Here is a 23,469-nt window from a genome sequence, read left to right as displayed (position 1 = left end):
CTGCCTGCGTCGCGCGCTCTCCCGTCGGGGAGGGCGCGCCGACCGGGTAAAAGCAGCGCGCTCCGCATGTCCGCAGCGTTACAATGCGGCATCCCACCTGGAGCAAGCTCGTGCTGACCCATCTCGATTCCCAAGGCCGCGCCAACATGGTCGACGTCACCGACAAGGCCGTGACTTCCCGTGAGGCCGTGGCCGAAGCCCTGGTGCGCATGCTGCCCGCGACCCTGCAGATGATCGTCGCCGGCGGCCACCCCAAGGGCGACGTGTTCGCCGTGGCACGTATCGCCGGCATCCAGGCGGCGAAGAAGACTTCTGACCTAATCCCGCTGTGCCATCCGCTGATGCTCACCAGCGTCAAGCTGGAGCTGGCGGCCGAGGGCGACGACTGCGTGCGCATCCAGGCGCGCTGCAAGCTGGCCGGGCAGACCGGGGTGGAGATGGAAGCGCTGACCGCCGCCAGCGTGGCCGCGCTGACCCTGTACGACATGTGCAAGGCGGTGGATCGCGGCATGGTCATCGAAGCGATTCGCCTGCTGGAGAAATCCGGCGGCAAGAGCGGTACCTTCAAGGCTGAGGGTGCACCCCACAATCCGGCAGGGAGCCAGGCATGATCCGCGTACAGTATTTCGCCCGTTACCGAGAGGTGCTGGGCATCGAGGGTGAGCAGTTGCAGCCGGCCGCGCTGGCCAGTCTGGACGACCTGCGTCAGCACCTGCTGGGGCGCGGCGGGGTATGGCAGGTGCTGGCCGAGCAGAACCTGATGTGCGCGCGCAACCAGGAGCTGTGCAGCCTGGACACCGAGCTGGCCGACGGTGACGAAGTGGCCTTCTTCCCCACGGTCACAGGTGGCTGAGATGAGCGTCCGGGTGCAGGTCGAAGCCTTCGATCCGGGCGTCGAACTCAATGCGTTGCACGCGGCCAACCTGGGTATCGGCGCGGTAGCCACCTTCGTCGGCTATGTGCGCGACTTCAACGACGGCCACGACGTGCGCGGCATGTTTCTCGAGCACTACCCGGGCATGACCGAGAAGGCCCTGGCCGGCATAGTCGCCGAGGCCGAGCAGCGCTGGCCGCTGCTGCGGGTGGAGGTGCTGCATCGGGTCGGCCGGCTCGAGCCGGGCGAGCCGATCGTCTTCGTCGGCACTGCCAGCAGCCATCGCCAGGCGGCGTTCGACGCCTGCAACTTCATCATGGACTACCTCAAGACCCGCGCGCCGTTCTGGAAGAAGGAAGACACGGCTGAAGGCGCGCGCTGGGTCGAAGGGCGCTGCAGCGACCAGGAGGCCGCGCAGCGCTGGTCGAAGTCCTGATATTCAGGCATTTCCATTCCCATCAAGGCACGACAGGGCGCGGGGCCGACCTGTGGTCGTTGCTGTCGGTTGACGGTTTGTACGGAAAAGTCCAGTATGGACTCATAAGTACAAATTAGCGGCCGATCCCCATGCTCCAGCGCCAGCTATTCGCCGTTCCCTGCCTGCACCGGCTCACGCCGGCACGCTCTTCTTCTGCCCTGTCCCTTGTCGTTATCGCCAACCTGCCCGCCGCCGCGCGGTGGGCGCCTACCTGTATCGCGGGAGTCACACCATGAAGAAACTCGTCCTGTTCGGCGGCCTTGCCCTGAGCCTGCTGGCCTCCAGTCTGTTTGCTGCCGACAAGCCGCTGCGCCTGGGCATCGAGGCCGCTTATCCACCTTTTGCCTTCAAGCAGGCCGATGGCAGCCTGGCCGGCTTCGACGTGGAAATCGGCGGCGCCCTGTGCGCCGAGATGAAGGTCGAGTGCCAGTGGGTGGAGCAGGAGTTCGATGGCCTGATTCCCTCGCTCAAGGTGAAGAAGGTCGACGCCATCCTGTCGTCGATGACCATCACCGACGACCGTCGCAAGTCGGTGGACTTCACCGGCAAGTACTACTACAGCCCGGCCCGCCTGGCGATGAAGGTTGGCAGCGAGGTCAGTGCCGACTTCTCCAGCCTGAAGGGCAAGCGCATCGCCGTGCAGCGCTCGACCACCACCGACCGCTTCGCCACTGAAGTGCTGGCGCCCAAGGGCGTGGAAGTGGTGCGCTACAGCTCGCAGAATGAGATCTACCTGGATCTGGTTTCCGGGCGCGTCGACGGCACCCTGGCCGATGCCATCCCGCTGGACGAAGGTTTCCTCAAGACCGAGCAGGGCAAAGGCTTCGCCTTCGTCGGCCCGGACTTCAAGGATCCGCACTACTTCGGCGAGGGCGCCGGCATCGCCGTGCGCAAGGGTGACCAGGCGCTGCTCGACAAGCTCAACGCGGCGATCCTGGCGATTCGCGCCAATGGCGAGTACCAGAAGATCCAGAGCAAATACTTCAGCTTCGATATCTACGGCGACTGATAACTCGCCGTGCAAAACAAGCCGCGCTTAGCGCGGCTTTTTCATGTCTGGCACCAGCGTTGGCAGCCACCACAGCAGCAGGCCGGGCAGCAGGGCCAGAGCCAGCAGGTGCAGGTAGGCGACATACAGCTCGAAGAACACTTCCGCTGGCGTCCAGGTATTGCCGAAGGCCGTGGCGAAGGCCTGCATGGTGCTGTAGCTGGTCAGCAGCGTCAGCACCAGCAGGCCTGCGGCCTGCACGGCGCGCTGGCGCAGCAGGCTGGCCAATAGGGCATAGAGCAGGATGCCGGGCAGCGACAGGCCGAAGACATCCAGGGCCGGGTGGTAGGAATCGATCAGGTACGGCCATTCCAGGACGAAGCGCTGCTGTTGCAGCTCGCCGGTTACGGCGCAGAGGAACAGGCCGGCCGTCAGCGGAATGGCCAGGCTTTGTAGCAGGATGAGGCAGAAGCGGATCAGGCGGTGCATGGTGGCGTCCTTGCCGGGGGGGAGAGAGCTCAGGCTTCGCCCTTGATCTCTTTCAGATGTTTATACACGGTGGCGCGGCCCATGTTCAGCACATTGGCCACGTAGTTGGCCGCACTCTTGCCCTTGAATGCGCCTTCGGCGTGTAGGGCCTCGACCAGCTCGCGCTTGTGCTCGCGGGTCAGGCGGTTGAGGCCGATCTGGCGCTGGCGCAGCCAGGCGTGCAGGAAGGTGTTGATACGCTCCTGCCAGTCGTCGCGGAACAGCGCGTCGGGCTGCGGGATCAGCTGGTTGGCCGAGAGGAACAGGTCGAGGGCCTGCTTGGCCGTCTCGAACAGGGTGATATTGAGGTTCAGGCACAGCACGGCGACGGGCGTGCCCTGGGCGTCGCGCAGCACGGTGCTGACCGAGCGGATCTTCTGTCCGTCCCAGTTGAGCTTCTCGTAGGGGCCGATGTTGCGCTCGTTCGGGGTGTTTTCCAGCAGGTCTTCCAGGGCGGCGTCGTCACCCACCGCGCGCTTGGAAATGTTGTTGGCGATGTGGTCGATCTTCTGTGTGCGCAGGTCGTGCAGCACCACCTCGGCATGCGGGAAGAACAGGGTGGCGATGGCGTCGGCGAGGGCGCGGAAGTTGTCCAGGTCGGCGGCGGTATTCGGCTTCATCAGGGGCTCCGGTCGGCGCCCCGCATGGCGGGGCGCTGCGAGTGTGCCGCAAGTCACCCGAGGCGGGAAGGCGAGAGCATCGCGGCTGTCAGGCCGAAGGCGGCAAAACGCTCCGGCAGCGGCTGCTGGCGGATCAGCGCGGCGCAGGCCTCGCCCATCGCCGCGCTGGTCTGGATGCCGTAGCCGCCCTGGGCCGCGACCCAGAAGAAGCCTTCGGCGTGAGGGTCGTAGCCGCCGACCAGATCACCGTCGGCGACGAAGCTGCGCAGGCCGGCCCAGGTGTGCGCCGGGCGGCGGATGCTCAGGCTGGTGTGTTCTTCGATCTGGTAGATGCCCATGGCGATGTCCAGCTCCTCCGGCTGTACGTCATGGGGTTCGACCGGGTCGGCGTTGGCCGGCGAGCCGAGCAGCTGGCCGGCGTCCGGCTTGAAGTAGAAGGCCTCGTGCAAGTCCACCAGGCAGGGCCAGGCATGGCTGTCCATGCCTTCCGGCGGCAGGAAGGTGAAGGCGGCGCGGCGCTTGGGAATCAGGCCGATGGGGGCGACCCCGGCCAGCTTGGCAATCTCGTCGCACCAGCCGCCGGCGGCGTTGACCAGCACCCGGCAGCGGTACAGCTGCTGACCGCAGCGTACCTGCCAGCCGCCTTCGACCTTGCCGATGCTGCTGACTTCGCTGCTGCAGTGGATTTCCCCGCCTTGCTGGCGGATGCCGCGCAGGAAGCCCTGGTGCAGGGCGTCGGTATCGATGTCGGCAGCGCTGGGGTCGAGCATGGCGCCATGCACCTTGTCGCGGCGCAGTACCGGCACCAGGGCGCAGGCCTCGTCGGCGCTGAGCAGGCGCATGTCGGCCACGCTGGCCTTGCCGCTGTCGAACTGGCGCTGCAGTTCCTCGGCATCGCCGCTGAAGTCCACCACCATCTCGCCACGCGGGCTGAGCAGCGGGTGTTCGCTGAAACCGGCCGGTGGTGCATCGAAGAAGGCCCGGCTGGCGGCGGTCAGGGCGCGTACCTGCGGGGTGCCATAGGCCAGGGTATAGAGCGCCGCGGAGCGCCCGGTACTGTGGTAACCGGGCTGGCTCTCGCGCTCCAGCAGGATGGTCTTGCCGTGGCCGGCGAGGAAGTAGCCGGTACTGGCCCCGGCGATGCCGGCGCCGATGATCAGGTACTCGCTGTCGATGATCGCGCTCACTGGTCTTGCTCCAGCAGTTGGTGCAGGGCGTTGGCCAGGGCCATGTCTTCCAGGCCCAGGCCGATCGAACGGAAGAACACCGGGCGGCTGTAGTCCGGCTTGCTGGCCTGGCCGTTCACCAGTTCTGCCAGGTCACCACGGATCTGGCTGCGGTTCCAGCCGCTCTCAGTGGCCAGCAGCATCTCGCCGGCCGAACCGGGGGTGGTGGCGCGGTAGTCGCAGTACACGTCCATGCCGGCCAGACTGGCGGGCGGCACTTCATGGGCGCGCGGGGCGTTGGTGCTGATCGAGGTGACCAGTGCATTGCGCCCCAGGCTCAGCGGGTCGAGCAGCGGGCCGGCGGACGAGGTGCAGAGCAGGATCACCTCGGCGTCGGCCACGGCTTCGGCCTGGCTGGCGGCCAGGCTCAGGCGCGGGTCGAGGCTCAGCAGGGCGTCGTGTTCGGCGGCGCTGCGGCTGGCCAGGCTGGGCGAGTACAGGCGGATGCTCTGCCAGTCGCGCAGGTGCTTCACGTAATGCAGGTGGGCGCGTGCCACCGCGCCGCTGCCGATGATGGCCAGGTGGCGGGCTGCGGCCGGCGCCAGCTCCTCGACGGCTACCGCGGTGGTGGCGGCGGTGCGCGCGGTGGTCAGGCTCTTGGCATCGCACAGCAGCAGCGGCTGGCCGCTGTGCATCGACATCAGCAGTGTCCAGGCGGTGACGGTGGCGCCCTGCGGGCCGGGAATGTAGGGCGAGGTCTTGACCCCGTACACGCCTTCGTCAGCCAGCACGCCCAGGTAGTTGATGAAGTCGCCGCCGCCGGGAAACTCCACCAGCTGCTGCGCCGGCTGCACCGCGCGGCCTTCACCCAGGCTGCGGAACATGCCGCGCATGGCCTGGTGCACGTCGAGGCGGGCGAGCAGGCGTTCGGCTTCGGCCTGGTGGATCACGCGGGGAGTGGGGCTGGACATGGCTGAAGGCTCCGCTGGGTAGGAATAAACTTATTTGTCCATCTTGGACTTTTAAGTATTTTCCGGCAAGGCCGCCGGTCTGCCCATGGCGCCTGGTTGACTGCGGGTGTCGCAGGCGTGCCCGCCGGCGCTGCTGCGTGCCGGCGAGCGGGCTGGGTTGCCGTCAGCGGCGCAGGGCTGGGAGGAAGTCCAGCAGGGCCGCCGGCAGGCGCGCGCGCAGGCCGTCGGTAAGCTGCGTGCGGTGTTTCTGGTAGAGCAGGCCGAGGCCGATCACGCCCAGGCCGATCAGGGTCAGCACGATGGGGAACAGCAGCGAGTCGGCAAACACCTGGTGAGACAGGTAGCCCAGGTAGCCGGCCACGCCCAGCGCGCCGAACACCATGAACAGCGGGCGGCGCAGCAGCACGGCGATGGCCATCAGGCCGAGGTTGATCAGGCAGTACAGCGCCTTGCCCCACTCGCTGCCGCTGTCCGACAGGCTCAGCCCGCCCCAGAACGCCAGCAGCCCGGCCAGGTAGCCCCAGAAGGCATAGTCCTTGGGGGTGCGGCCGTCGACCACGAAGCACACCAGCAGCAGGCCGAGGCCGAACCACAGCGACACATCGCGGCGCTGTTCCCAGCTGAACGAGTCGCCATGGATCAGCTCGCTGAGATCCATGGACATGAACCACAGCGCGATCGCCATCGGCATGACGATGAACGGGAAGGGCAGCAGGCGCAGCATCAGCAGGCCGGCGACCACGGCGGCGGCTTCCATCGCCAGCCAGCCGCCCTGCACATAGATGTAGTAGTCGTGGTAATCGCCCTGGTAGTCGTCCAGTGGCCACAGGCCGGTGAGGCGCTCGAAGGCGAACACCGCCAGCGGCACCAGGCTCACCGCCACCGCGCCGAGCAGGCCGCCGGGAATCTGCTGCCCGCGTCGCCACAGGCCCAGGCCGCAGGCGGTCAGCAGGCCGATATAGGACAGGGCGACCAGCAGCAGGGCGACATCGCCGACGCGCATCCAGGCTTCGCTCAGCAACCAGCCCATGGCGCCCATGATCAGCAGCGCGCCGAAGTAGTAGGCGATGTGGGCCAGCTGGAAGCTGGCGTGCTGCTCCGGCTGCTGGCGCAGAAAGGCCAGCAGGCTGTGATCCTGACCGGGTTGCAGAACGCCGGCGCTGACGGCGCGGGCGAGGTCGTGGGCGTCGATCTTGAGGCTCATGCAGGCTTCCTTTCTGCGCGGGGAGTCGGGGTCAGATGGCGCGGCTGGCGCGCAGTTCGGCGATCTGTTCGGTGCTGTAGCCGAGGCGACTCAGCACCGCCTGGTTATGTTCGCCCAGGGCCGGGCCCGTCCACTCCACGCTGCCCGGGGTCTCGCTCAGCTTGGGCACGATGCCGGGCATCTTGAACGGCTTGCCATCCGGCAGCTTGGCCGAGAGGAACATCTCGCGGGCGAGGAATTGCGGATCCTTGAACATGTCCTCGGCGGAGTAGATGCGGCTGGCCGGCACCTCGGCGCGTACCAGGGTGGCTTCCACCTCGCTCAGCGGCAGGCTGGCGGCCCAGCGGTCGATCACCCCGTAGAGTTCGTCACGGCGTACATCGCGGCCGGCGTTGTCGGCCAGCGTCGGGTCGTCGGCCAGGTCATCGCGGCCGATGGCGCGCATAAAGCGCTGGAAGATCGCATCGCCGTTGGCGCCGATCTGGATGTGCTTGCCGTCGCCACAGGTGTGGATGGAGGAGGGGGTGATGCCGGGCATGATATTGCCGGTGCGCTCGCGGATGAAACCGAACACGTCGAACTCCGGCACCATGCTTTCCATCATGGCGAAGATCGCCTCGTAGAGGGCCACGTCCACCACCTGGCCGGTGCCGCCATTCACCTCGCGGTGGCGCAGGGCCATCAGCGCGCCGATCACCCCCCATAACGCAGCGATCGAGTCGCCGATGCTGATGCCGGTGCGTACCGGCGGGCGATCCTCGAAGCCGGTGATGTAGCGCAGCCCACCCATGGATTCGCCCACCGCGCCGAAGCCTGGCTGATCCTGCATCGGCCCGGTTTGGCCGAAGCCGGACAGGCGCACCATCACCAGTTTCGGGTTGAGCGCGTGCAGTACGTCCCAGCCCAGGCCGAGCTTTTCCAGTACGCCGGGGCGGAAGTTCTCGATCAGGATATCCGCTTCGCCGAGCAGCTTCTTCAGCACCTCGCGGCCGGCCTCGTGCTTGAGGTTGAGGGTGATCGACTGCTTGTTGCGCGCCTGCACGAACCACCACAGCGAGGTGCCCTCGTACAGCTTGCGCCACTTGCGCAGCGGGTCGCCGCCATCCGGCGATTCCACCTTGATCACCTCGGCGCCGAACTCGGCGCAGATGCGCGAGGCGAAGGGGCCGGCGATCAGGGTGCCGAGTTCGACCACTTTGAGGCCGGCGAGGGGTTTGCTGGGCAGGTTCATGCGGGTGTCCATCCATCTGGCAGTGGTCGCGACTCTAACCCGCATGGGTTGCATCGGGTAGACTTGCCGCCTTTCCCGCCAGCCAAGAAGCCCGCCCATGGCCCTGCAAGCCACGCCGTACAAGATCGACCTGAACCTCACCGACATCGACCGCAACGTCTACGAGAACCTGCGTTTCACCGTGGCCAAGCATCCCTCGGAGACCGAGGAGCGCCTGTGTGTGCGGCTGATCGCCTACGCCCTGTGGTACCACGAGCAGCTGGCCTTCGGGCGTGGCCTGTCCGATGTCGACGAGCCGGCGCTGTGGGAAAAGAGCCTGGACGACCGCGTGCTGCACTGGATCGAGGTCGGCCAGCCGGACGCCGAGCGCATCACCTGGTGCTCGCGGCGTACCGAGAAATTCAGCCTGGTGGCCTACGGCAACCTGCGGGTATGGCAGACCAAGGTGCTCGATGGCGTGCGCAGCCTGAAGAACATCAATGTGGTCGGCGTGGATCAGCAAGCCTTGGAAAATATCGCCCGCGACCTGCCGCGTTCGGTGAGCTGGAGCGTGATGATCAGCGACGGCCTGCTCTACGTCACCGACGAGCGCGGCCAGCACGAGATTCCCCTGGAGTGGCTGCACGGCGAGCGTTGAACGCCGCTTCCCCTCTCCCAAGGGGAGAGGGAGCCTTCCGCGCCGTTACTGGCCCGCCTAGCAGAACAACCGGAATACCCATGCGCATCGATCCCCGCCCGCTTCCTGCCCAACTTCCCGACCTCGGCGACCTGCCGCCGCTGCTGACCCGCCTGTACGCGGCGCGTGGCGTGCAGTCCGCCGCCGAGCTGGACAAGGGGCTGGCGCGTCTGATCCCCTATCAGCAGCTGAAGGGCATCGACGCCGCGGTGGAGTTGCTGGTGCAGGCCCTGCAGCAGCGCCAGCGCATCCTGATCGTCGGCGACTTCGATGCCGACGGCGCCACCGCCAGCTCGGTGGGCGTGCTCGGCCTGCGCATGCTCGGCGCGGCCCATGTCGATTACCTGGTACCCAATCGCTTCGAGTACGGTTACGGCCTGACCCCGGAAATCGTCGCCGTGGCCCTGCAGCGCCAGCCCGACCTTCTGCTGACGGTGGACAACGGCATCTCTAGCGTCGAGGGCGTGGCCGCGGCCAAGGCCGCCGGGCTGACCGTGCTGGTCACCGACCACCACCTGCCGGGCCCGGAATTGCCAGCGGCGGATGCCATCGTCAACCCCAACCAGCCGGGCTGCGAGTTCCCGAGCAAGGCGCTGGCCGGGGTCGGGGTGATGTTCTATGTGCTGCTGGCCCTGCGCGCGCGCCTGCGTGAAATCGGCTGGTTTGCCAGCAGCGGCGTGGCCGAGCCCAACCTGGGCGAGCTGCTCGATCTGGTCGCCTTGGGCAGCGTGGCCGACGTGGTGCCGCTGGATGCCAACAACCGCATCCTGGTGCACCAGGGCCTGGCGCGCATCCGTGCCGGCCGCGCCCGTCCGGGGCTGCGCGCGGTACTGGAAGTGGCTGGCCGCCAGCATGGGCGCATCACCTCCACCGACCTCGGCTTTATCCTCGGCCCGCGCCTGAACGCGGCCGGGCGCCTGGACGACATGAGCCTGGGTATCGAATGCCTGCTGTGCGACGACGAGGGCCTGGCCCGCGACATGGCCCAGCAGCTCGACGAGCTGAACAAGGATCGCAAGGCCATCGAGCAGGGCATGCAGCGCGAGGCGCTGGCCCAGCTCAAGGATCTGCCGCTGGACAGCCTGCCGTTCGGCCTGTGCCTGTTCGAGCCCGACTGGCACCAGGGCGTGATCGGTATTCTCGCCTCACGCCTGAAGGAGCGTTACCACCGCCCGGCCATCGCCTTCGCCGATGCCGGCGACGGCCTGCTCAAGGGCTCGGCCCGTTCGGTGCCGGGCCTGCATATCCGCGATGCGCTGGACGCGGTGGCGGCCAAGCATCCGGGGCTGATCAGCAAGTTCGGTGGGCATGCCATGGCTGCCGGCCTGTCGTTGCCGCAGGAAAACTACGGCGCCTTTGCCGCTGCCTTCGATGCCGAGGTGCGCCGCCAGCTCAGCGAGGACGACCTCACCGGGCGCCTGCTGTCCGATGGCCAGCTGGGTGTCGAGGAGTTCCACCTGGAACTGGCCAAGGCCCTGCGCCATGCCGGGCCCTGGGGCCAGCACTTCCCCGAGCCGTTGTTCCACGGCGTGTTCCAGATCGTCAATCAGCGGGTGGTGGGCGAAAAGCACCTCAAGCTGGTGCTGAAGACCGAGTGCGGCGGCCAGACCCTGGACGGCATCGCCTTCAACGTCGACCGCGACACCTGGCCCAACCCCAACGTGCGCTGGGTCGAGCTGGCCTACAAGCTGGACGTCAACGAATACCAGGGCCGCGAGAGCGTGCAGTTGATGGTGGCGCATCTGGCGCCACGTTAAGAGTTGGGCGGCGCTTAGCCGCTCAGGACTTCAGCCGCGAGGTGTGTCCACACCCTGCGAACCATCGGCCAGGGCGCGCGCGCTGACATCCTGCCAGCGCGACAGCAGCTGCGGCGACTGGCTGGAGCGCTGCTGCGAGGCGCTACCGAAGTAGATCCCCAGGTTGTTGAAGGCATACACCGGCAGCAGGTCGCTGCGCTGGCTGGCCGGGCGGATCTGTGGCTGCAGGCTGTCGAGGAGCAGTGGCTCGGCGTTGTCCTCGGCGTAGTAGGCCAGCACCATGTGCGCACGGTTGAGGCGCAGCGCCTTGACGAAGGTCAGGCGCAGTTTGCTGCTCGGTACGCCCAGGCGGATCAGGCTGAAGTACTTGGCGATGGCCACGTCCTCGCAGTCGCCACGACCGCGGCTGAGGGTTTCCAGCGGGGTGGCCCAGTAGTCGGCGCTGCCCCAGGTGTCGCGATCCTCGCCGTACTGGATGCTGCGGTTGATGAACTGGTTGACCCGCTCCAGGCGCTCGCGCTCGCTGCCGCCGGCCTGGGCCAGCAGGCCGTGCCAGGCCTCCAGGCGGCTCTGGCTGATCGCCTCGGCCAGGGCGCTGCCGGGCAGGCGCGGGCTTTCGCCGGCCGTGCTGAGGCCGCCGCTCAGATAGAGCAGCAGGGCGCAGGCGGCGCCCAGCGTACGGCGCGCGAAGAGTCGGGTGATTGCAAGCATGGATGGGCGTTGGGCCAGGGTGCGGTTCGCCAGGACGGCCGCCGCTTCTCGTTATGGGCTTGATCCTAGGAGGCCTGCGGCCCAGCAGCTAGGGCCGTCCTGTGATGGCCCGCACCCTTTGTGCGCAAGGTCTGGCCGGTAGCTGACGAACGGTCGCTAGCCCTGGCGTGGCGGCAGCTGCATCAGCAGCGCCCAGGGCGCATTGCAGTTGCCGACGAAGATCGGCTGCAGCAGCTGCACCTGGCCGTCGCGCTGGCGCTGGCACAGCGGTTTGCCGTCGCGGATGGCCTGGCGCAGTTCGTTGCTCAGCTCGCTGGCCTGGCTGCCCAGGCGGCCGGCATCCGGGTGGGTGACGTAGGTGGCCTGGTTCGACAGCAGGGCGAAATGACCGTGGCCGAACGGCCTGTGCTGGGCCAGGCGCTCCTGCAGTTGGGCCAGGGTGTAGTCGGCACCGAGGATGCCGAGGAACTGGCTGCCCAGGTACATCGGGGTCATGAACGAGGTCATCAGCACCGTGCGCCCGGCAATCGGGTAGTCGTAGGGCTCCATGAACACGTCGCGGGCCTTGCGCTTGGGCAGCTGGTACCAGTCGTCCGTCTCGTAGCCGACCAGGCATTCGCGCTGCGGCAGGCCGCTGCCACGGTTCCAGTAGGCCATCAGGCGGCCGCTGGCGTCATGCCCGGGCTGGCCGACGAAGGCGCTGTCGCGGCCATCCAGCACGTTGGCCTCGCAGGCGCAGGCGAAGGCCAGCAGATCCGGGTTCTGCACCAGGTACTGCTGCATCACTGCGTCGACCTGCTCGCGCTGCGGGCCCATGCCCTTGGCCTTCATGCCGACGATGAAATTCTTCAGGCCATACAGGGCGGTGGCCATCACGCTGAACTGGCCCTGCAGCTGCAGGGCCTCGTGGGCCAGCAGCACCTGGGCCTGTTCCAGCAGGCTGGCCTGCTCGGCCTGTTCCACATCGGCCAGGGCCTTCTGGCTTTCCTGGCGGATGGCGCCGACCACGTTGCCGATCTCGCTGGTGGCCTCGGCGGACTGGCTGGCCAGGCGCCGCACTTCGTCGGCGACCACGGCAAAGCCGCGACCCTGCTCGCCGGCGCGGGCGGCTTCGATGGCAGCGTTGAGCGCCACCAGGTTGGTGTTCTTGGCGATCTGGCGGATCACGTCCGCCACCTTGCCGATTTCGCCCCAGCGGGTATTCAGCCCGGCGATCAGCTGCTTGACCTGATCGATGGTGGTGCGGGTGCTGTCTTCCTGGGTGGCGGCGTTACTGCGGGAACCTGACATCTTGGCTAAGTCCGAACGGGGTGGGGCAGGGGAGGGCGTCCAAGCTGGTCGCCAAACCTGCTGGCGGCGGGGCGAGCAGGTGAAAAAAAGGCTGTAAAGCCGGATTGAGGATATTGCGAGCTAAGGTCAGGCAAGGCGAAGGAGGGCGAGGGCGCGCAGTTTACAAGCTGTAAATGAGCAGCCCGAGCCCTCCTTCAACGCAGCATGGCCGACGCGCAGCAAATCCTCGGCCGGCTTTTTACCAACCGAGTTGCTTGTTGAACCCCAGGGCATCGTAGTAGTCGCCCTGGTAGCTGATCTTGCCGTCCTTGATACGGACGAAACTGACCCCTTCGAAGGACAGCGGCTTGCCGGTGGCCGGGGTTTCCGCGCTCCAGGCACCACTGTTGGTGCCGCTGAATTTCCACTGGAAGGCAATGCCGTCGGCGCTGACGATAGGCGCGCTGGTCATTTCCCACTTCAGATCCGGCACGGCACCGATGAACACCTTGATCACGTTGTCGCGGGCGGCGGCCTTGCCGTTCTGCGGGGTGCCGACGGTGGCGTCGAAGTACACCGCATCCTCGCTGAGGAAGGTCGCGGCCTTGTCGGCGTCGTGGGCGTTCCAGGCGGCCATGTAGCCGTCGACTATGGCCTTGGTGTCGGCCGCCTGGGCCAGGTGGGCGAAACAGAACAGCGACAGCAGGGAAAACGCTCTGACGAGGTTACGCATGGTTGTCTCCGTTGCGGGCGCGCCCGCAGGTTGTGGGCCGGGTGGCCCGGAACCGCGCCGCCACCGGGCGGCGCAGCTTTTACCGCAGGCGGACTCAGGCCGGTTCTTGCGCCTGGCCCAGATTGCTGCCCTGGGCCTTCTTGCCGCTGATGTTCCAGGCGTCGCCGGCCGGGGCGGTGCCGCGATCGTAGGGCTTGTCCAGCAGCATGTAGAGCAGGCCCAGGCCGATCACGATCAGGGTGCTCAGCACCATGGCGTAGTTGATGTACCAGGGCGCGTCCGGGGTGCGTGGCCAGGCCATGTTGACGATAGCGCCGACGCCGTAGAGCAGGGCACCGATGTTGACCAGGGTACCCCACTTGCCGAGGGTGAACTGGCCGCTCGGTACCCAGCCACGGGCCCGGGCGAACAGCGCGCCGAGGACGATCATCTGGAAGGCCAGGTAGATGCCGATGGCGGCGAAGCTGACGATGGTGGCCACCGCGTCCTGAAGGACGAAGCCGAGGGCGATGATGATGGCCGGTACCACACCGCACACCAGCAGGGCCGGTACCGGCACATGGGCCTTCGGCGAGATGCGCTTGAGCAGGCTGCTGCCGATGATCATCTCGTCACGGGCGTAGGCATACAGCAGGCGGCTGGCGGCGGCCTGCAGGCTGATCACGCAGGAAACGAAGGACACGGTGACCACCGCCATTACCACGCGCGAACCGACCGGGCCGAAGGCGTTGTTGAGGATGGTGCCGACCGGATCGGTGTCGGTGCCGTTGATCACTGCCTGCATGTCCGGCACGGCGAGGATCAGCGCCAGGCAGGCGAACATCGCCGCCACGCCGCCGATGTAGATGGTCATGCGCATGGCCTTGGGGATGCGCTTGCTCGGGTTCGGAGTTTCCTCGGCCACGTCGCCGCAGGCTTCGAAGCCGTAGTAGAGGAACATCCCGGCCAGCGAGGCGGTGAGGAAGGCCGGCAGGTAGGAATCCTCGGCGGAGCCGATGCCGAAGGTGTCGACCAGCACGCCGAGTGGCTGATGACGCTCGAAGATCAGCAGGTAGGCGCCCACGGCCACGGCACCGGCCAGCTCGCAGATAAAGGCGAACATGGCGATGCGCGACAGGGTCTTGGTACCGCTGAGGTTGGTCAGGGTGGCGAGCAGGGTCAGCACCAGGGCGATGACGATATTGGTCGCCTGGCTGGCCTCGAAGCCGAGCATGGCGGCGATGTACGGCCCCGCGCCGACGGCGACCGCGGCAATGGTCACGCACAGGGCGCAGGCATAGATCCAGCCGACCATCCACGCCCAGCGCTTGCCGACCAGGCGCCGGGCCCAGGGGTAGACGCCACCGGAGATGGGGAATTGCGAGACCACTTCACCGAACACCAGGCACACCAGCAGCTGGCCGAGGCCGATCAGCAGGTACGACCAGAACATCGGCGGGCCGCCGGCGGCCAGACACAGGCCGAACAGGGTGTAGACGCCCACCACGGGCGACAGGTAGGTGAAGCCGAGGGCGAAGTTTTCCCACAGGCTCATGCTGCGATTGAAGTTGGAGGTGTAGCCCAGCGCGCGCAGTTGTTCTGCGTCGCGATCGGCGGCCGATGGCGCACTCATGCGAAGTTCCTCGTTATTGTGGGCGGCAGGTTCAAGGCCGTCTGGCGTGACCGGCTCGCTCTTTATTGTTGGAGTGTCTTGCGTTCCCCAAGAGGTATGGCCCTCTCGTTGCCGCCGCGCCGTCACTGGCGCGGGGGCAGGGTTTTCGGTGAAGCATCCTTTGCCTTGCGGCGGGGGCGGCGAGGCCGTCAGACCTCACCGGGTGGAACTCAGTGCTTGATCATCACGTGGCGGATGGCGGTGTAGTCCTCCAGGCCGTACATGGACATGTCCTTGCCGTAGCCGGAGAGTTTCAGGCCGCCATGCGGCATTTCGCTGACCAGCATGAAGTGGGTGTTGACCCAGGTGCAGCCGTACTGCAGACGGGCCGACAGGCGATGGGCGCGCCCCACGTCACGAGTCCATACCGAGCTGGCCAGGCCGTAGTCGGAGGCATTGGCCCAGGCCAGGGCTTGGGCTTCGTCGTCGAACGGGGTGACCGAGACCACCGGGCCGAACACTTCGCGGCAGACGATCTCGTCGCTCTGTTTGGCGCCGGCCAGCACCGTCGGCAGGAAGAAGAAGCCGTTGCCGGCCGGCGCCTTGCCACCGGTAACCACTTCGATGTGCGGCACCGCACTGGCACGCTCGACGAAGCCGGCCACGCGCTGGCGGTGCACTTCGGTGATCAGCGGGCCGAGCTCGGTGCCGGCGTCGTCCTGCAGGCCGTGCTTGATCGAGCCGACCGCCTCGCCGAGCTTGGCCACGAACTTCTCGTAGATGCCTTTTTGCGCGTAGATGCGGCAGGCGGCGGTGCAGTCCTGGCCGGCGTTGTAGAAGCCGAAGGTGCGGATGCCCTCGACGGCGGCGTCGATGTCGGCGTCGTCGAAGATGATCACCGGAGCCTTGCCGCCCAGCTCCATATGCATGCGTTTAACCGAGGCGGCGGTGCTGGAAATGATATTGGCGCCGGTGGGGATGGAGCCGGTCAGCGACACCATGCGTACCTTGGCGTGGGTCACCAGCGGCTCGCCGACGCTGGCGCCGCGGCCAAACACTATGTTGACCACGCCGGCCGGGAAGATGCCGGCGATCAGCTGGCCCAGGCGCAGGGCGGTCAGCGGGGTCTGCTCGGAAGGCTTGAGCACCACGCAGTTGCCGGCAGCCAGGGCCGGGGCCAGTTTCCAGGCGGCCATCATCAGCGGGTAGTTCCACGGCGCGATGGAGGCGACCACGCCGATCGGGTCGCGGCGGATCATCGAGGTGTGGCCGGGCAGGTATTCGCCGGCGGCGGAGCCCTGCAGGCAGCGCGCGGCACCGGCAAAGAAGCGGAACACGTCGGCGATGGCCGGCAGTTCATCGTTGCGCGCGGCGGCGTAGGGCTTGCCGCAGTTCTGCGACTCCAGGCGGGCCAGTTCGTCGGCGTTGGCGTCGATGGCATCGGCCAGGGCCAGCAGCAGGGCGGAGCGCTGGCCGGGCGTGGTCTGCGACCAGCCATCGAAGGCCGCGTCGGCGGCGCGCACGGCGGCGTCGATCTGCTCGGCGGTGGCTTCGGGAATCTGTACCAGGGTGCTGCCCAGGGAAGGGTTGAGCACCGGCTGCGCGGCACCCAGGCCGTCGACCAGTTCGCCGTTGATCAGCAGTTTGGTTTGCATCGCATAAGCCTCGCTATCGCGGTTGTTTTAAGCCCCTCGCCCATTGGGAGAGGGGTTGGGGTGAGGGGGCTATAGGCCGCTCGGTGCTGCCTGGAAACCCTCACCCCCGGCCCCTCTCCCGGCGGGAGAGGGGAGTAAATGCAATCACTTGCCGCTGCCGGCCACGGCTTCGCCGTCCTTGGTCAGGTAGTAGGCGCCGAGGATCGGCAGCATGGTCACCAGCATCACCAGCATCGCCACCACGTTGGTCACCGGTACGTCGCGCGGGCGGGCCAGCTGGTTGAGCAGCCACAGCGGCAGGGTGCGCTCGTGGCCGGCGGTGAAGGTGGTGACGATGATCTCGTCGAACGACAGGGCGAAGGCCAGCATGCCGCCGGCCAGCAGGGCCGAGCCGAGGTTGGGCAGGACGATATAGCGGAAGGTCTGCCAGCCGTCGGCACCGAGATCCATGCTCGCCTCGATCAGGCTGTGGCTGGTGCGGCGGAAACGCGCGATGACGTTGTTGTAGACGATCACCACGCAGAAGGTCGCATGGCCGATGACGATGGTCAGGAAGCCCGGCTCGATGCCGAAGCTCTTGAACGCCGCCAGCAGCGCCAGGCCGGTGATGATGCCGGGCAGGGCGATCGGCAGGATCAGCAGCATGGAGATGCTCTCCTTGCCGAAGAAGTCGCGGCGGTACAGCGCCGCTGCGGCCAGGGTGCCGAGGATCATGGCGATCAGGGTGGCCAGGCAGGCGATTTGCGCCGACAGCTTGATCGCCTCGACCACGTCCGGGCGGGCCAGGGCGATGCTGAACCAGTGCAGGGTGAAGCCCTGCGGCGGAAAGCTGAAGCCCGAGCTCTCGGTGTTGAAGGCGTAGATGAAGATGATCGCGATCGGGAAGTGGAGGAACACCAACCCGCCCCAGGCGGCCAGCTTCAGGCCCCAGGATGCTTTTTCAGAGTGCATCGAAGGCCCCCAGACGTTTGACGATGGACAGGTACACGGCGATCAGCACGATCGGCACCAGGGTGAAGGCGGCGGCCATCGGCATGTTGCCGATCGAGCCCTGCTGCGAATACACCATGTTGCCGATGAAGAAGCCGGGTGGCCCCACCAGCTGCGGCACGATGAAGTCGCCCAGGGTCAGGCTGAAGGTGAAGATCGAGCCGGCGGCGATGCCTGGGATCGACAGCGGCAGGATCACCTGCATGAAGGTCTGCGCCGGGTGTGCACCGAGGTCGGCCGAGGCTTGCAGCAGCGACGGTGGTAGGCGCTCCAGCGACGCCTGGATGGGCAGGATCATGAATGGCAGCCAGATGTAGACGAACACCAGGAAGCGCCCCAGGTGCGAGGTCGACAGGGTGTTGCCGCCCACGCCGGGGATGCCCAGGATCAGCTCCAGCAGCGGCTGCAGGTGCAGCGCCTGGATGAACCACATGGCCACGCCGCCCTTGGCCAGCAGCAGAGTCCAGGCATAGGCCTTGACGATGTAGCTGGCCCACATCGGCAGCATCACCGCGATGTAGAAGAACGCCTTGGTCTTGCCGGTGGTGTAGCGCGCCATGTAGTAGGCGATGGGGAAAGCCACCAGGCCGCTGGCAATCGACACCGCCACCGCCATGCCGACGGTGCGCAGGATGATGTCGAAGTTGGCCGCCTGGAACAGCGCGGCGAAGTTGCCCAGGGTCAGTTCCGGGGTGACCGTCATGCTGAAGTCGTCGAAGGTATAGAAACCTTGCCACAACAGGGTCAGCAGCGAGCCCAGATACACCGCGCCGAACCACAGCAGCGGCGGAATCAGCAGCAGCGACAGGTACAGCGTCGGCTTGCGGTAGAGCAGGTCGGACAGCCGGCGCATCAGGCCGCCGCCGCTGTTGTCGATGGCGAGGGACTGGCTCATCTCACACGTCCTCGCGCAGGCCGACCATGGCGCCACGCGCCCAGCGCGCGCTGACCCGCTGGCCCGGCTGCACCGGCGCATCGCCCAGTTGCCACTGGTTGTTGGCCTGGCTGACGCAGAAGTTCTGGCCGTTCTCCAGCTGGATCTCGTAACGGGTGGCGGCACCCTGGTACTGGATGTCGTGCAGCAGGCCGCTGATTTCCACTTCGTCGCTGCCCAGCGGATCGCCATTGCTCAGGCGCACATGTTCCGGACGGATCGATACCGGCTGGCCGCTGCCGTTGAGGCGCTGGGCCAGCTCGCCCTTGAGCACGTTACTGGTGCCGACGAATTCGGCGACGAAGGCAGTAGCCGGCTTCATGTACAGGTTGCGCGGGGTGTCGACCTGCTCGATGCGGCCCTTGTTGAACACCGCCACGCGATCCGACATGGACAGCGCTTCGCTCTGGTCATGGGTGACGAAGATGAAGGTGATGCCGAGCTGGCGCTGCAGCTTCTTCAGTTCGCTCTGCATCTGCTCGCGCAGCTTGAGGTCGAGGGCACCGAGCGGCTCGTCGAGCAGCAGTACCCGCGGGCGGTTGACCAGGGCGCGGGCCAGGGCCACGCGCTGGCGCTGTCCGCCGGACAGTTGCGCCGGTTTGCGCGCGCCGTAGCTGCCGAGGGCGACCATGCCCAGGGCTTCCTCGGCACGGGCCAGGCGCTCGGACTTGCCGACGCCCTTGACCTTGAGGCCGTAGGCCACGTTGTTGAGGACGTCCATGTGCGGGAACAGGGCATAGTCCTGGAACACCGTGTTGACGTCGCGGCGGTAGGGCGGCAGGCCGGCGGCCTCCGCTCCATGAATACGGATGGAGCCAGCACTGGGCTGCTCGAAGCCGGCGATCAGGCGCAGGCAGGTGGTTTTGCCCGAGCCGGAAGGGCCGAGCATGGAGAAGAATTCGCCATCCTGGATGTCGATGGACACCCGGTCGACGGCTTTGACGTCGCCGAACGCGCGGGACACATCGGTAAATTGCACTGCAAGGGTCATAGCAAACGCTCCAGGATATAAGCCATCCACCACCGCCTCACCCGGGTTGGGTTTGCCGACACAAGACGGGAGAGTCGGTGGTGGATGTACAACGGTGAAACGGAAGACTCGGGCTACTCCCTCTCCCGCTGGGAGAGGGTTGGGGTGAGGGGGCGAGTTGCCGGACATGGCCCTCACCCCCGACCCCTCTCCCGGTGGAGAGGGGAGGCTTAACGACCGCCCATGATGGCGATGTAGTCCTGGGTCCAGCGGCTGTAGGGCACGTACTTGCCACCCTCGGCCTGCGGGGTTTTCCAGAAGGCGATCTTGGCGAAGTTGTCGAAGCCGTTGGTCTTGCAGCCTTCGGCACCGAGCAGTTCGTTGCCCTGGCAGGCGGCCGGTACCGCTGGCAGCGAGCCGAACCAGGAGGCTACGTCGCCCTGCACCTTGGCTTGCAGCGACCAGTCCATCCACTTGTAGGCGCAGGTCGGGTGCTTGGCGTCGGCATGCAGCATGGTGGTGTCGGCCCAGCCGGTGGCGCCTTCGACCGGTACGGTGGAGGCGATCGGCTGTTTCTCCAGCTGCAGGGCGTTGACCTGGTACGGCCAGGAGCCGGAAGCCATCACGCCTTCGTTCTTGAAGTCACTCATCTGCACGGTCGCGTCGTGCCAGTAACGGTGGATCAGCGGCTGCTGGGCGCGCAGCAGTTCCAGTACGGCGGCGTACTGTTCCTCGGTCAGCAGGTAGGGATCCTGGATGCCCAGTTCCGGCTTGGTCGACTTCAGGTACAGGGCGGCGTCGGCGATGTAGATCGGGCCGTCATAGGCCTGCACGCGGCCCTTGTTGCTCTTGCCATCGGGCAGGTTCTGCTCCTTGAACACCACCGACCAACTGGTCGGGGCTTCCTTGAAGGTGTTGGTGTTGTACATCAGCACGTTCGGGCCCCACTGGTAGGGCGTGCCGTAGTGCTGGCCGCCGACGGTGTGCCAGGCGGCATCCTTGAGGCGGTCGTCGACGTTTTTCCAGTTGGGGATCAGGGCGATGTTGATCGGCTGTACGCGCTTGCCGGCGACCAGGCGCAAGGAGGCGTCACCCGAGGCGGTGACCAGGTCGTAGCCGCCCTTGGCCATCAGGCTGACCATCTCGTCGGAGGTGGCGGCGGTCTTGACGTTGACCTTGCAACCGCTGTCCTGTTCGAACTTGGTCACCCAGTCGTAGTTCTTGTCGGTTTCGCCGCGTTCGATGTAGCCGGGCCAGGCGATGATGTCGAGCTGGCCTTCGGCGGTGCCGAGTGCCTTGAGCGGTTCGGCGGCCTGTGCGGCGCCAGAGGCGAGCAGAGCGGTGGCCAGTGCACTGAGCACTGCTGTTTTGTGCGCGGACATCGGGATTCCCTCTTCTTGTGGACTGTTATTGGGGCAGCAAAATGTCGGCGATACCGCTGCCGAACGGGTGAATCTGTTCAGTCTAGTTGTTGTCCGTGGCGTGCCATGATGTGGCGCACCACGCTGTAATCCTGCAGCGAGTCGCTGGATAGATCCTTGCCGTAGCCGGAGCGCTTCAGCCCGCCGTGGGGCATCTCGCTGGCCAGCATGAAATGGGTGTTGATCCAGGTGCAGCCGTACTGCAGGCGCCCGGCGACCTGCATGGCCTTGTCCAGGTTCTGCGTCCATACCGAGCTGGCCAGGCCGTACTCGGAGTCGTTGGCCCAGTCCACGGCCTGGCTCAGCTGGTCGAACCGGGTAACGGTGACCACCGGGCCGAACACTTCGCGCTGGACGATCTCGTCGCTCTGCTTGCAGCCGGCCAGCAGGGTCGGCTGGTAATAGAAGCCGGCCCCGGAATGCACGGCGGCACCGGTGACCCGTTCGATATGCGGCTGGCCGAGGGCGCGCTCGACGAAGCTGGCTACGCGGTCGCGCTGGCGGGCGCTGATCAGCGGGCCGATCTCGTTGTCGCTGTCCTTCTTGCGGGCGAAGCGCAGGCTGGCCACAGCGTCGCCCAGCTCACTCACCAGGCGGTCGTGGATGCCGGCCTGGGCGTAGATGCGACAGGCGGCGGTGCAGTCCTGGCCGGCGTTGTAGTAGCCATGGGTGCGGATGCCCTGGATCACGGCGTCGAGATCGGCATCGTTGCAGACGATCACCGGCGCCTTGCCGCCCAGTTCCAAGTGGGTGCGCTTGAGGGTTTTGGCGGCGCTCTGCAGGATCTTCTGGCCGGTGACGATATCGCCGGTCAGCGACACCATGCGCACCCGCGGGTGGCCGACCAGCTGGCTGCCGACGCCTTCGCCGCCGCCACAGACGATGTTCAGCACGCCGGCCGGCAGGATGTCGCGCAGAGCGGGTGCCAGGGCCAGGATCGACAGCGGGGTGTGTTCCGAGGGCTTGAAGACCAGGGTATTGCCGGCGGCCAGGGCCGGGGCGATCTTCCATGCGGCCATCATCAGCGGGTAGTTCCACGGCGCGATGGAGGCAACCACACCGACCGGGTCGCGGCGCACCATGCTGGTGTGGCCGGGCACGTATTCGCCGGCCAGCTGGCCCTGCTGGCAGCGCACGGCGCCGGCGAAGAAGCGGAATACGTCGGCGGTGGCGGGGATGTCGTCCTGGCGCGCCAGGTGCAGCGGCTTGCCGCAGTTCAGGGCTTCCAGGCGGGCCAGTTGCTCGGCGTTGTGTTCGATGGCGTCGGCGATGGCCAGCAGCGCCGTGGCGCGTTGCGCCGGGGTGGTGCGCGACCAGCCGGGGAAGGCGCGGTGGGCGGCCTGGACGGCGGCTTCCAGCTGTTCCAGCGAGGCCTCGGCGATGGAGGTGAGCACTTCGCCGCTGGCCGGGTTGATGATGGCCTCGACCAGACCTTCCCCGCCGACCAGCTGGCCGTCGATCAGCAATGCGCTGTACAGGGTGGGTTCGGACATCTTCGGGCTTCTTCTTTTTGTTTCTACCTGCATGGCGGCTCCGGTGCTGCGCGGAACCCCTGCATCCATAAGGAACTGAGACTAGGGCCCGACACAGAGGTCGACAAATTCTAAATATTGAAAGTAGCGTTCGATTAAATCGAAACCTTACGGTTATGCGGCTGTTCGCGCGCCACGGTGAGGAACGGATCGACCAGCGCAGGCCGCGCCGTGCCTCGGCGCCAGGCCAGGCCGACATCCAGGGGCTCGCTCAGGTCGGCCAGCGGCAGAGCCTCGATGATGTCGCCTTCCAGCGACCAGGGCCGGTAGGTCATGTCCGGTTGCACCGACAGGCCGAGGCCTGCCGCTACCAGGCTGCGCACCGCTTCCACCGAGGCGGTGCGCAGGGTCACTCGCGGGGTCAGGCCGGCACGGCTCCAGATGCGCTGGGTGTGCAGGCCCATCTCGTCGGCGTTGAGCTGGATCAGCGGCTCCTTGGCCACATCGGCCAGGCTGATGCTGTCGCGCTCCAGCAGTGGGTGGCGGGCAGGCAGCCACAGACGGTGCGGCGAGTGGGTCAGCACCTCGGTCTGCAGGGCATGGCGGTCTTCCAGGTTGGACAGGATCAGCACGCCGACATCGATCTCGCCGCTGACCAGCAGGTGCTCGATATAGGGGCGCTCGTCCTCGACCACGCGGGTTTGCACGTTGGGGTAGGCGCGCTGGAAGCGGGTGATCAGGTCGGCCAGGTAGTAACCGGCAACCAGGCTGGTCACGCCTATGGTCAGGCTGCCGGCGACCTGGTCGGTGCTCTGCTGCAGGCTGCGCTTGGCGTTGTCCACGGTGGCCAGGATCAGGTGCGCCTGGCGCAGGAACTGGTGGCCCTGGTGGGTCAGGCTCATGCCCTTGGCGTGGCGGTTGAACAGGCTGACGCCGATTTCCTCCTCCAGCTGCTGGATGGCCAGGGTCAGGGTCGACTGGGAAATGAACACCGCCTGGGCGGCAGCGGAAATCGAGCCGGTCTCGGCGACGGCGATGAAGTGGCGGATCTGGCGCAGGGTCATCATGCGACGGTGGCTCGCGACGGAGGGCGGGTACTTGGCATTATGGTTTGTCGAATGCAGTTAGGTTCTTTCTTTTTTTGCGAATGTTTAGGGGTTGTTGTGCCTGCCAGGCTCTGGCCAGACGCAATTCTCGTGCCCCAGCAATATCTCGAAGCATCTGCCCGGC

General features: G+C 66.7%; 23 protein-coding genes and 1 pseudogene. 6 read left to right on the top strand and 18 right to left on the bottom strand.

The genetic code is table 11. The features are described 5' to 3' along the window. Positions 1 to 110: 110 nt before the first annotated feature. The 4 genes from moaC (at position 111) to A9179_RS17410 (ending at position 2,361) form a co-directional block, all read left to right on the top strand. On the top strand, positions 111 to 611 hold the full coding sequence (gene moaC / locus A9179_RS17425) for a cyclic pyranopterin monophosphate synthase MoaC (RefSeq protein ID WP_187807478.1): 501 nt from the start codon (positions 111 to 113) through the stop codon (positions 609 to 611). Beyond that, on the top strand, positions 608 to 853 hold the full coding sequence (locus A9179_RS17420) for a MoaD/ThiS family protein (protein WP_187807477.1): 246 nt from the start codon (positions 608 to 610) through the stop codon (positions 851 to 853). The genes moaC and A9179_RS17420 overlap by 4 nt, the downstream gene beginning before the upstream one ends. Before the next feature lies 1 nt (position 854). Beyond that, entirely contained in the window at positions 855 to 1,310 is a 456-nt protein-coding gene (gene moaE / locus A9179_RS17415; protein ID WP_187807476.1) for a molybdopterin synthase catalytic subunit MoaE, read from the top strand. 274 nt (positions 1,311 to 1,584) lie between these two features. Next, positions 1,585 to 2,361 carry an ABC transporter substrate-binding protein gene (locus A9179_RS17410; protein ID WP_187807475.1) on the top strand — a complete coding sequence of 259 codons (777 nt, stop codon included), beginning with the start codon at positions 1,585 to 1,587 and terminating at the stop codon, positions 2,359 to 2,361. 27 nt (positions 2,362 to 2,388) lie between these two features. Here the strand turns inward: A9179_RS17410 and A9179_RS17405 are convergent, their stop codons facing one another. The 6 genes from A9179_RS17405 to A9179_RS17380 all read right to left on the bottom strand — a co-directional run bounded on the left by A9179_RS17405 (position 2,389) and on the right by A9179_RS17380 (position 8,072). Next, complete coding sequence (locus A9179_RS17405) at positions 2,389 to 2,829, bottom strand: hypothetical protein (RefSeq protein ID WP_187807474.1); 441 nt, start codon at positions 2,827 to 2,829, stop codon at positions 2,389 to 2,391. A gap of 29 nt (positions 2,830 to 2,858) precedes the next feature. Then, the gene (locus tag A9179_RS17400; RefSeq protein WP_187807473.1) at positions 2,859 to 3,488 is read right to left on the bottom strand and encodes a helix-turn-helix transcriptional regulator; all 630 of its coding nucleotides are present in this window, start codon (positions 3,486 to 3,488) and stop codon (positions 2,859 to 2,861) included. A gap of 53 nt (positions 3,489 to 3,541) precedes the next feature. Further along, a complete protein-coding gene (locus A9179_RS17395) occupies positions 3,542 to 4,666 on the bottom strand; it encodes an NAD(P)/FAD-dependent oxidoreductase (RefSeq protein ID WP_187808622.1) in 1,125 nt (374 codons plus the stop codon). A gap of 5 nt (positions 4,667 to 4,671) precedes the next feature. Next, positions 4,672 to 5,625 (bottom strand): ornithine cyclodeaminase family protein, encoded by a 954-nt coding sequence (locus tag A9179_RS17390; protein ID WP_187807472.1) that lies wholly within the window; start codon positions 5,623 to 5,625, stop codon positions 4,672 to 4,674. 163 nt (positions 5,626 to 5,788) lie between these two features. Continuing rightward, positions 5,789 to 6,829: a DUF2157 domain-containing protein gene (locus tag A9179_RS17385; RefSeq protein WP_187807471.1), complete on the bottom strand. Its 1,041-nt coding sequence runs from the start codon at positions 6,827 to 6,829 to the stop codon at positions 5,789 to 5,791. Positions 6,830 to 6,860: 31 nt separating this feature from the next. Continuing rightward, positions 6,861 to 8,072: a CaiB/BaiF CoA transferase family protein gene (locus A9179_RS17380; RefSeq protein ID WP_394354739.1), complete on the bottom strand. Its 1,212-nt coding sequence runs from the start codon at positions 8,070 to 8,072 to the stop codon at positions 6,861 to 6,863. Positions 8,073 to 8,157: 85 nt separating this feature from the next. Here A9179_RS17380 and A9179_RS17375 point away from each other — a divergent pair, with 85 nt between their 5' ends. Continuing rightward, positions 8,158 to 8,697, top strand: coding sequence for a YaeQ family protein (locus A9179_RS17375; protein ID WP_187807469.1), 540 nt, complete (start codon positions 8,158 to 8,160; stop codon positions 8,695 to 8,697). Positions 8,698 to 8,777: 80 nt separating this feature from the next. Continuing rightward, positions 8,778 to 10,493: a single-stranded-DNA-specific exonuclease RecJ gene (gene recJ, locus A9179_RS17370; protein ID WP_187807468.1), complete on the top strand. Its 1,716-nt coding sequence runs from the start codon at positions 8,778 to 8,780 to the stop codon at positions 10,491 to 10,493. Positions 10,494 to 10,523: 30 nt separating this feature from the next. Here the strand turns inward: recJ and A9179_RS17365 are convergent, their stop codons facing one another. The 12 genes and pseudogenes from A9179_RS17365 to A9179_RS17315 form a co-directional block, all read right to left on the bottom strand. Beyond that, a complete protein-coding gene (locus A9179_RS17365) occupies positions 10,524 to 11,204 on the bottom strand; it encodes a transglutaminase-like cysteine peptidase (RefSeq protein ID WP_187807467.1) in 681 nt (226 codons plus the stop codon). A gap of 156 nt (positions 11,205 to 11,360) precedes the next feature. After that, positions 11,361 to 11,861, bottom strand: coding sequence for a cache domain-containing protein (locus A9179_RS23205; protein WP_394354768.1), 501 nt, complete (start codon positions 11,859 to 11,861; stop codon positions 11,361 to 11,363). Between the two features lie 342 nt (positions 11,862 to 12,203). After that, positions 12,204 to 12,494 (bottom strand): annotated as a pseudogene (locus A9179_RS23200) (methyl-accepting chemotaxis protein); the annotation flags it as partial. A gap of 238 nt (positions 12,495 to 12,732) precedes the next feature. Next, complete coding sequence (locus tag A9179_RS17355; RefSeq protein WP_187807465.1) at positions 12,733 to 13,206, bottom strand: ester cyclase; 474 nt, start codon at positions 13,204 to 13,206, stop codon at positions 12,733 to 12,735. 94 nt (positions 13,207 to 13,300) lie between these two features. Further along, a complete protein-coding gene (locus A9179_RS17350; protein WP_187807464.1) occupies positions 13,301 to 14,818 on the bottom strand; it encodes an APC family permease in 1,518 nt (505 codons plus the stop codon). A gap of 209 nt (positions 14,819 to 15,027) precedes the next feature. Beyond that, entirely contained in the window at positions 15,028 to 16,452 is a 1,425-nt protein-coding gene (locus A9179_RS17345) for a gamma-aminobutyraldehyde dehydrogenase (RefSeq protein ID WP_187807463.1), read from the bottom strand. A 144-nt stretch (positions 16,453 to 16,596) separates the two neighbouring features. Beyond that, entirely contained in the window at positions 16,597 to 17,403 is an 807-nt protein-coding gene (locus A9179_RS17340) for an ABC transporter permease (RefSeq protein WP_187807462.1), read from the bottom strand. After that, positions 17,393 to 18,337, bottom strand: coding sequence for an ABC transporter permease (locus A9179_RS17335; RefSeq protein WP_187807461.1), 945 nt, complete (start codon positions 18,335 to 18,337; stop codon positions 17,393 to 17,395). Before A9179_RS17335 ends, A9179_RS17340 begins: the two co-directional genes overlap by 11 nt. Position 18,338: 1 nt before the next feature. Further along, positions 18,339 to 19,367, bottom strand: a complete 1,029-nt coding sequence (locus tag A9179_RS17330; RefSeq protein WP_187807460.1) for an ABC transporter ATP-binding protein — start codon at positions 19,365 to 19,367, stop codon at positions 18,339 to 18,341. Positions 19,368 to 19,576: 209 nt separating this feature from the next. Then, a complete protein-coding gene (ydcS, locus tag A9179_RS17325; RefSeq protein ID WP_187807459.1) occupies positions 19,577 to 20,728 on the bottom strand; it encodes a putative ABC transporter substrate-binding protein YdcS in 1,152 nt (383 codons plus the stop codon). 77 nt (positions 20,729 to 20,805) lie between these two features. Then, the gene (locus A9179_RS17320) at positions 20,806 to 22,260 is read right to left on the bottom strand and encodes a gamma-aminobutyraldehyde dehydrogenase (RefSeq protein WP_262410617.1); all 1,455 of its coding nucleotides are present in this window, start codon (positions 22,258 to 22,260) and stop codon (positions 20,806 to 20,808) included. A 134-nt stretch (positions 22,261 to 22,394) separates the two neighbouring features. Further along, the gene (locus A9179_RS17315; protein ID WP_187807457.1) at positions 22,395 to 23,306 is read right to left on the bottom strand and encodes a LysR family transcriptional regulator; all 912 of its coding nucleotides are present in this window, start codon (positions 23,304 to 23,306) and stop codon (positions 22,395 to 22,397) included. Positions 23,307 to 23,469 lie beyond the last annotated feature (163 nt).

Origin of the sequence: Pseudomonas alcaligenes, from assembly GCF_014490745.1 — a bacterium.
Taxonomy (GTDB): domain Bacteria; phylum Pseudomonadota; class Gammaproteobacteria; order Pseudomonadales; family Pseudomonadaceae; genus Aquipseudomonas; species Aquipseudomonas alcaligenes_C.
This window is presented reverse-complemented; position numbering and strand designations above follow the sequence as displayed.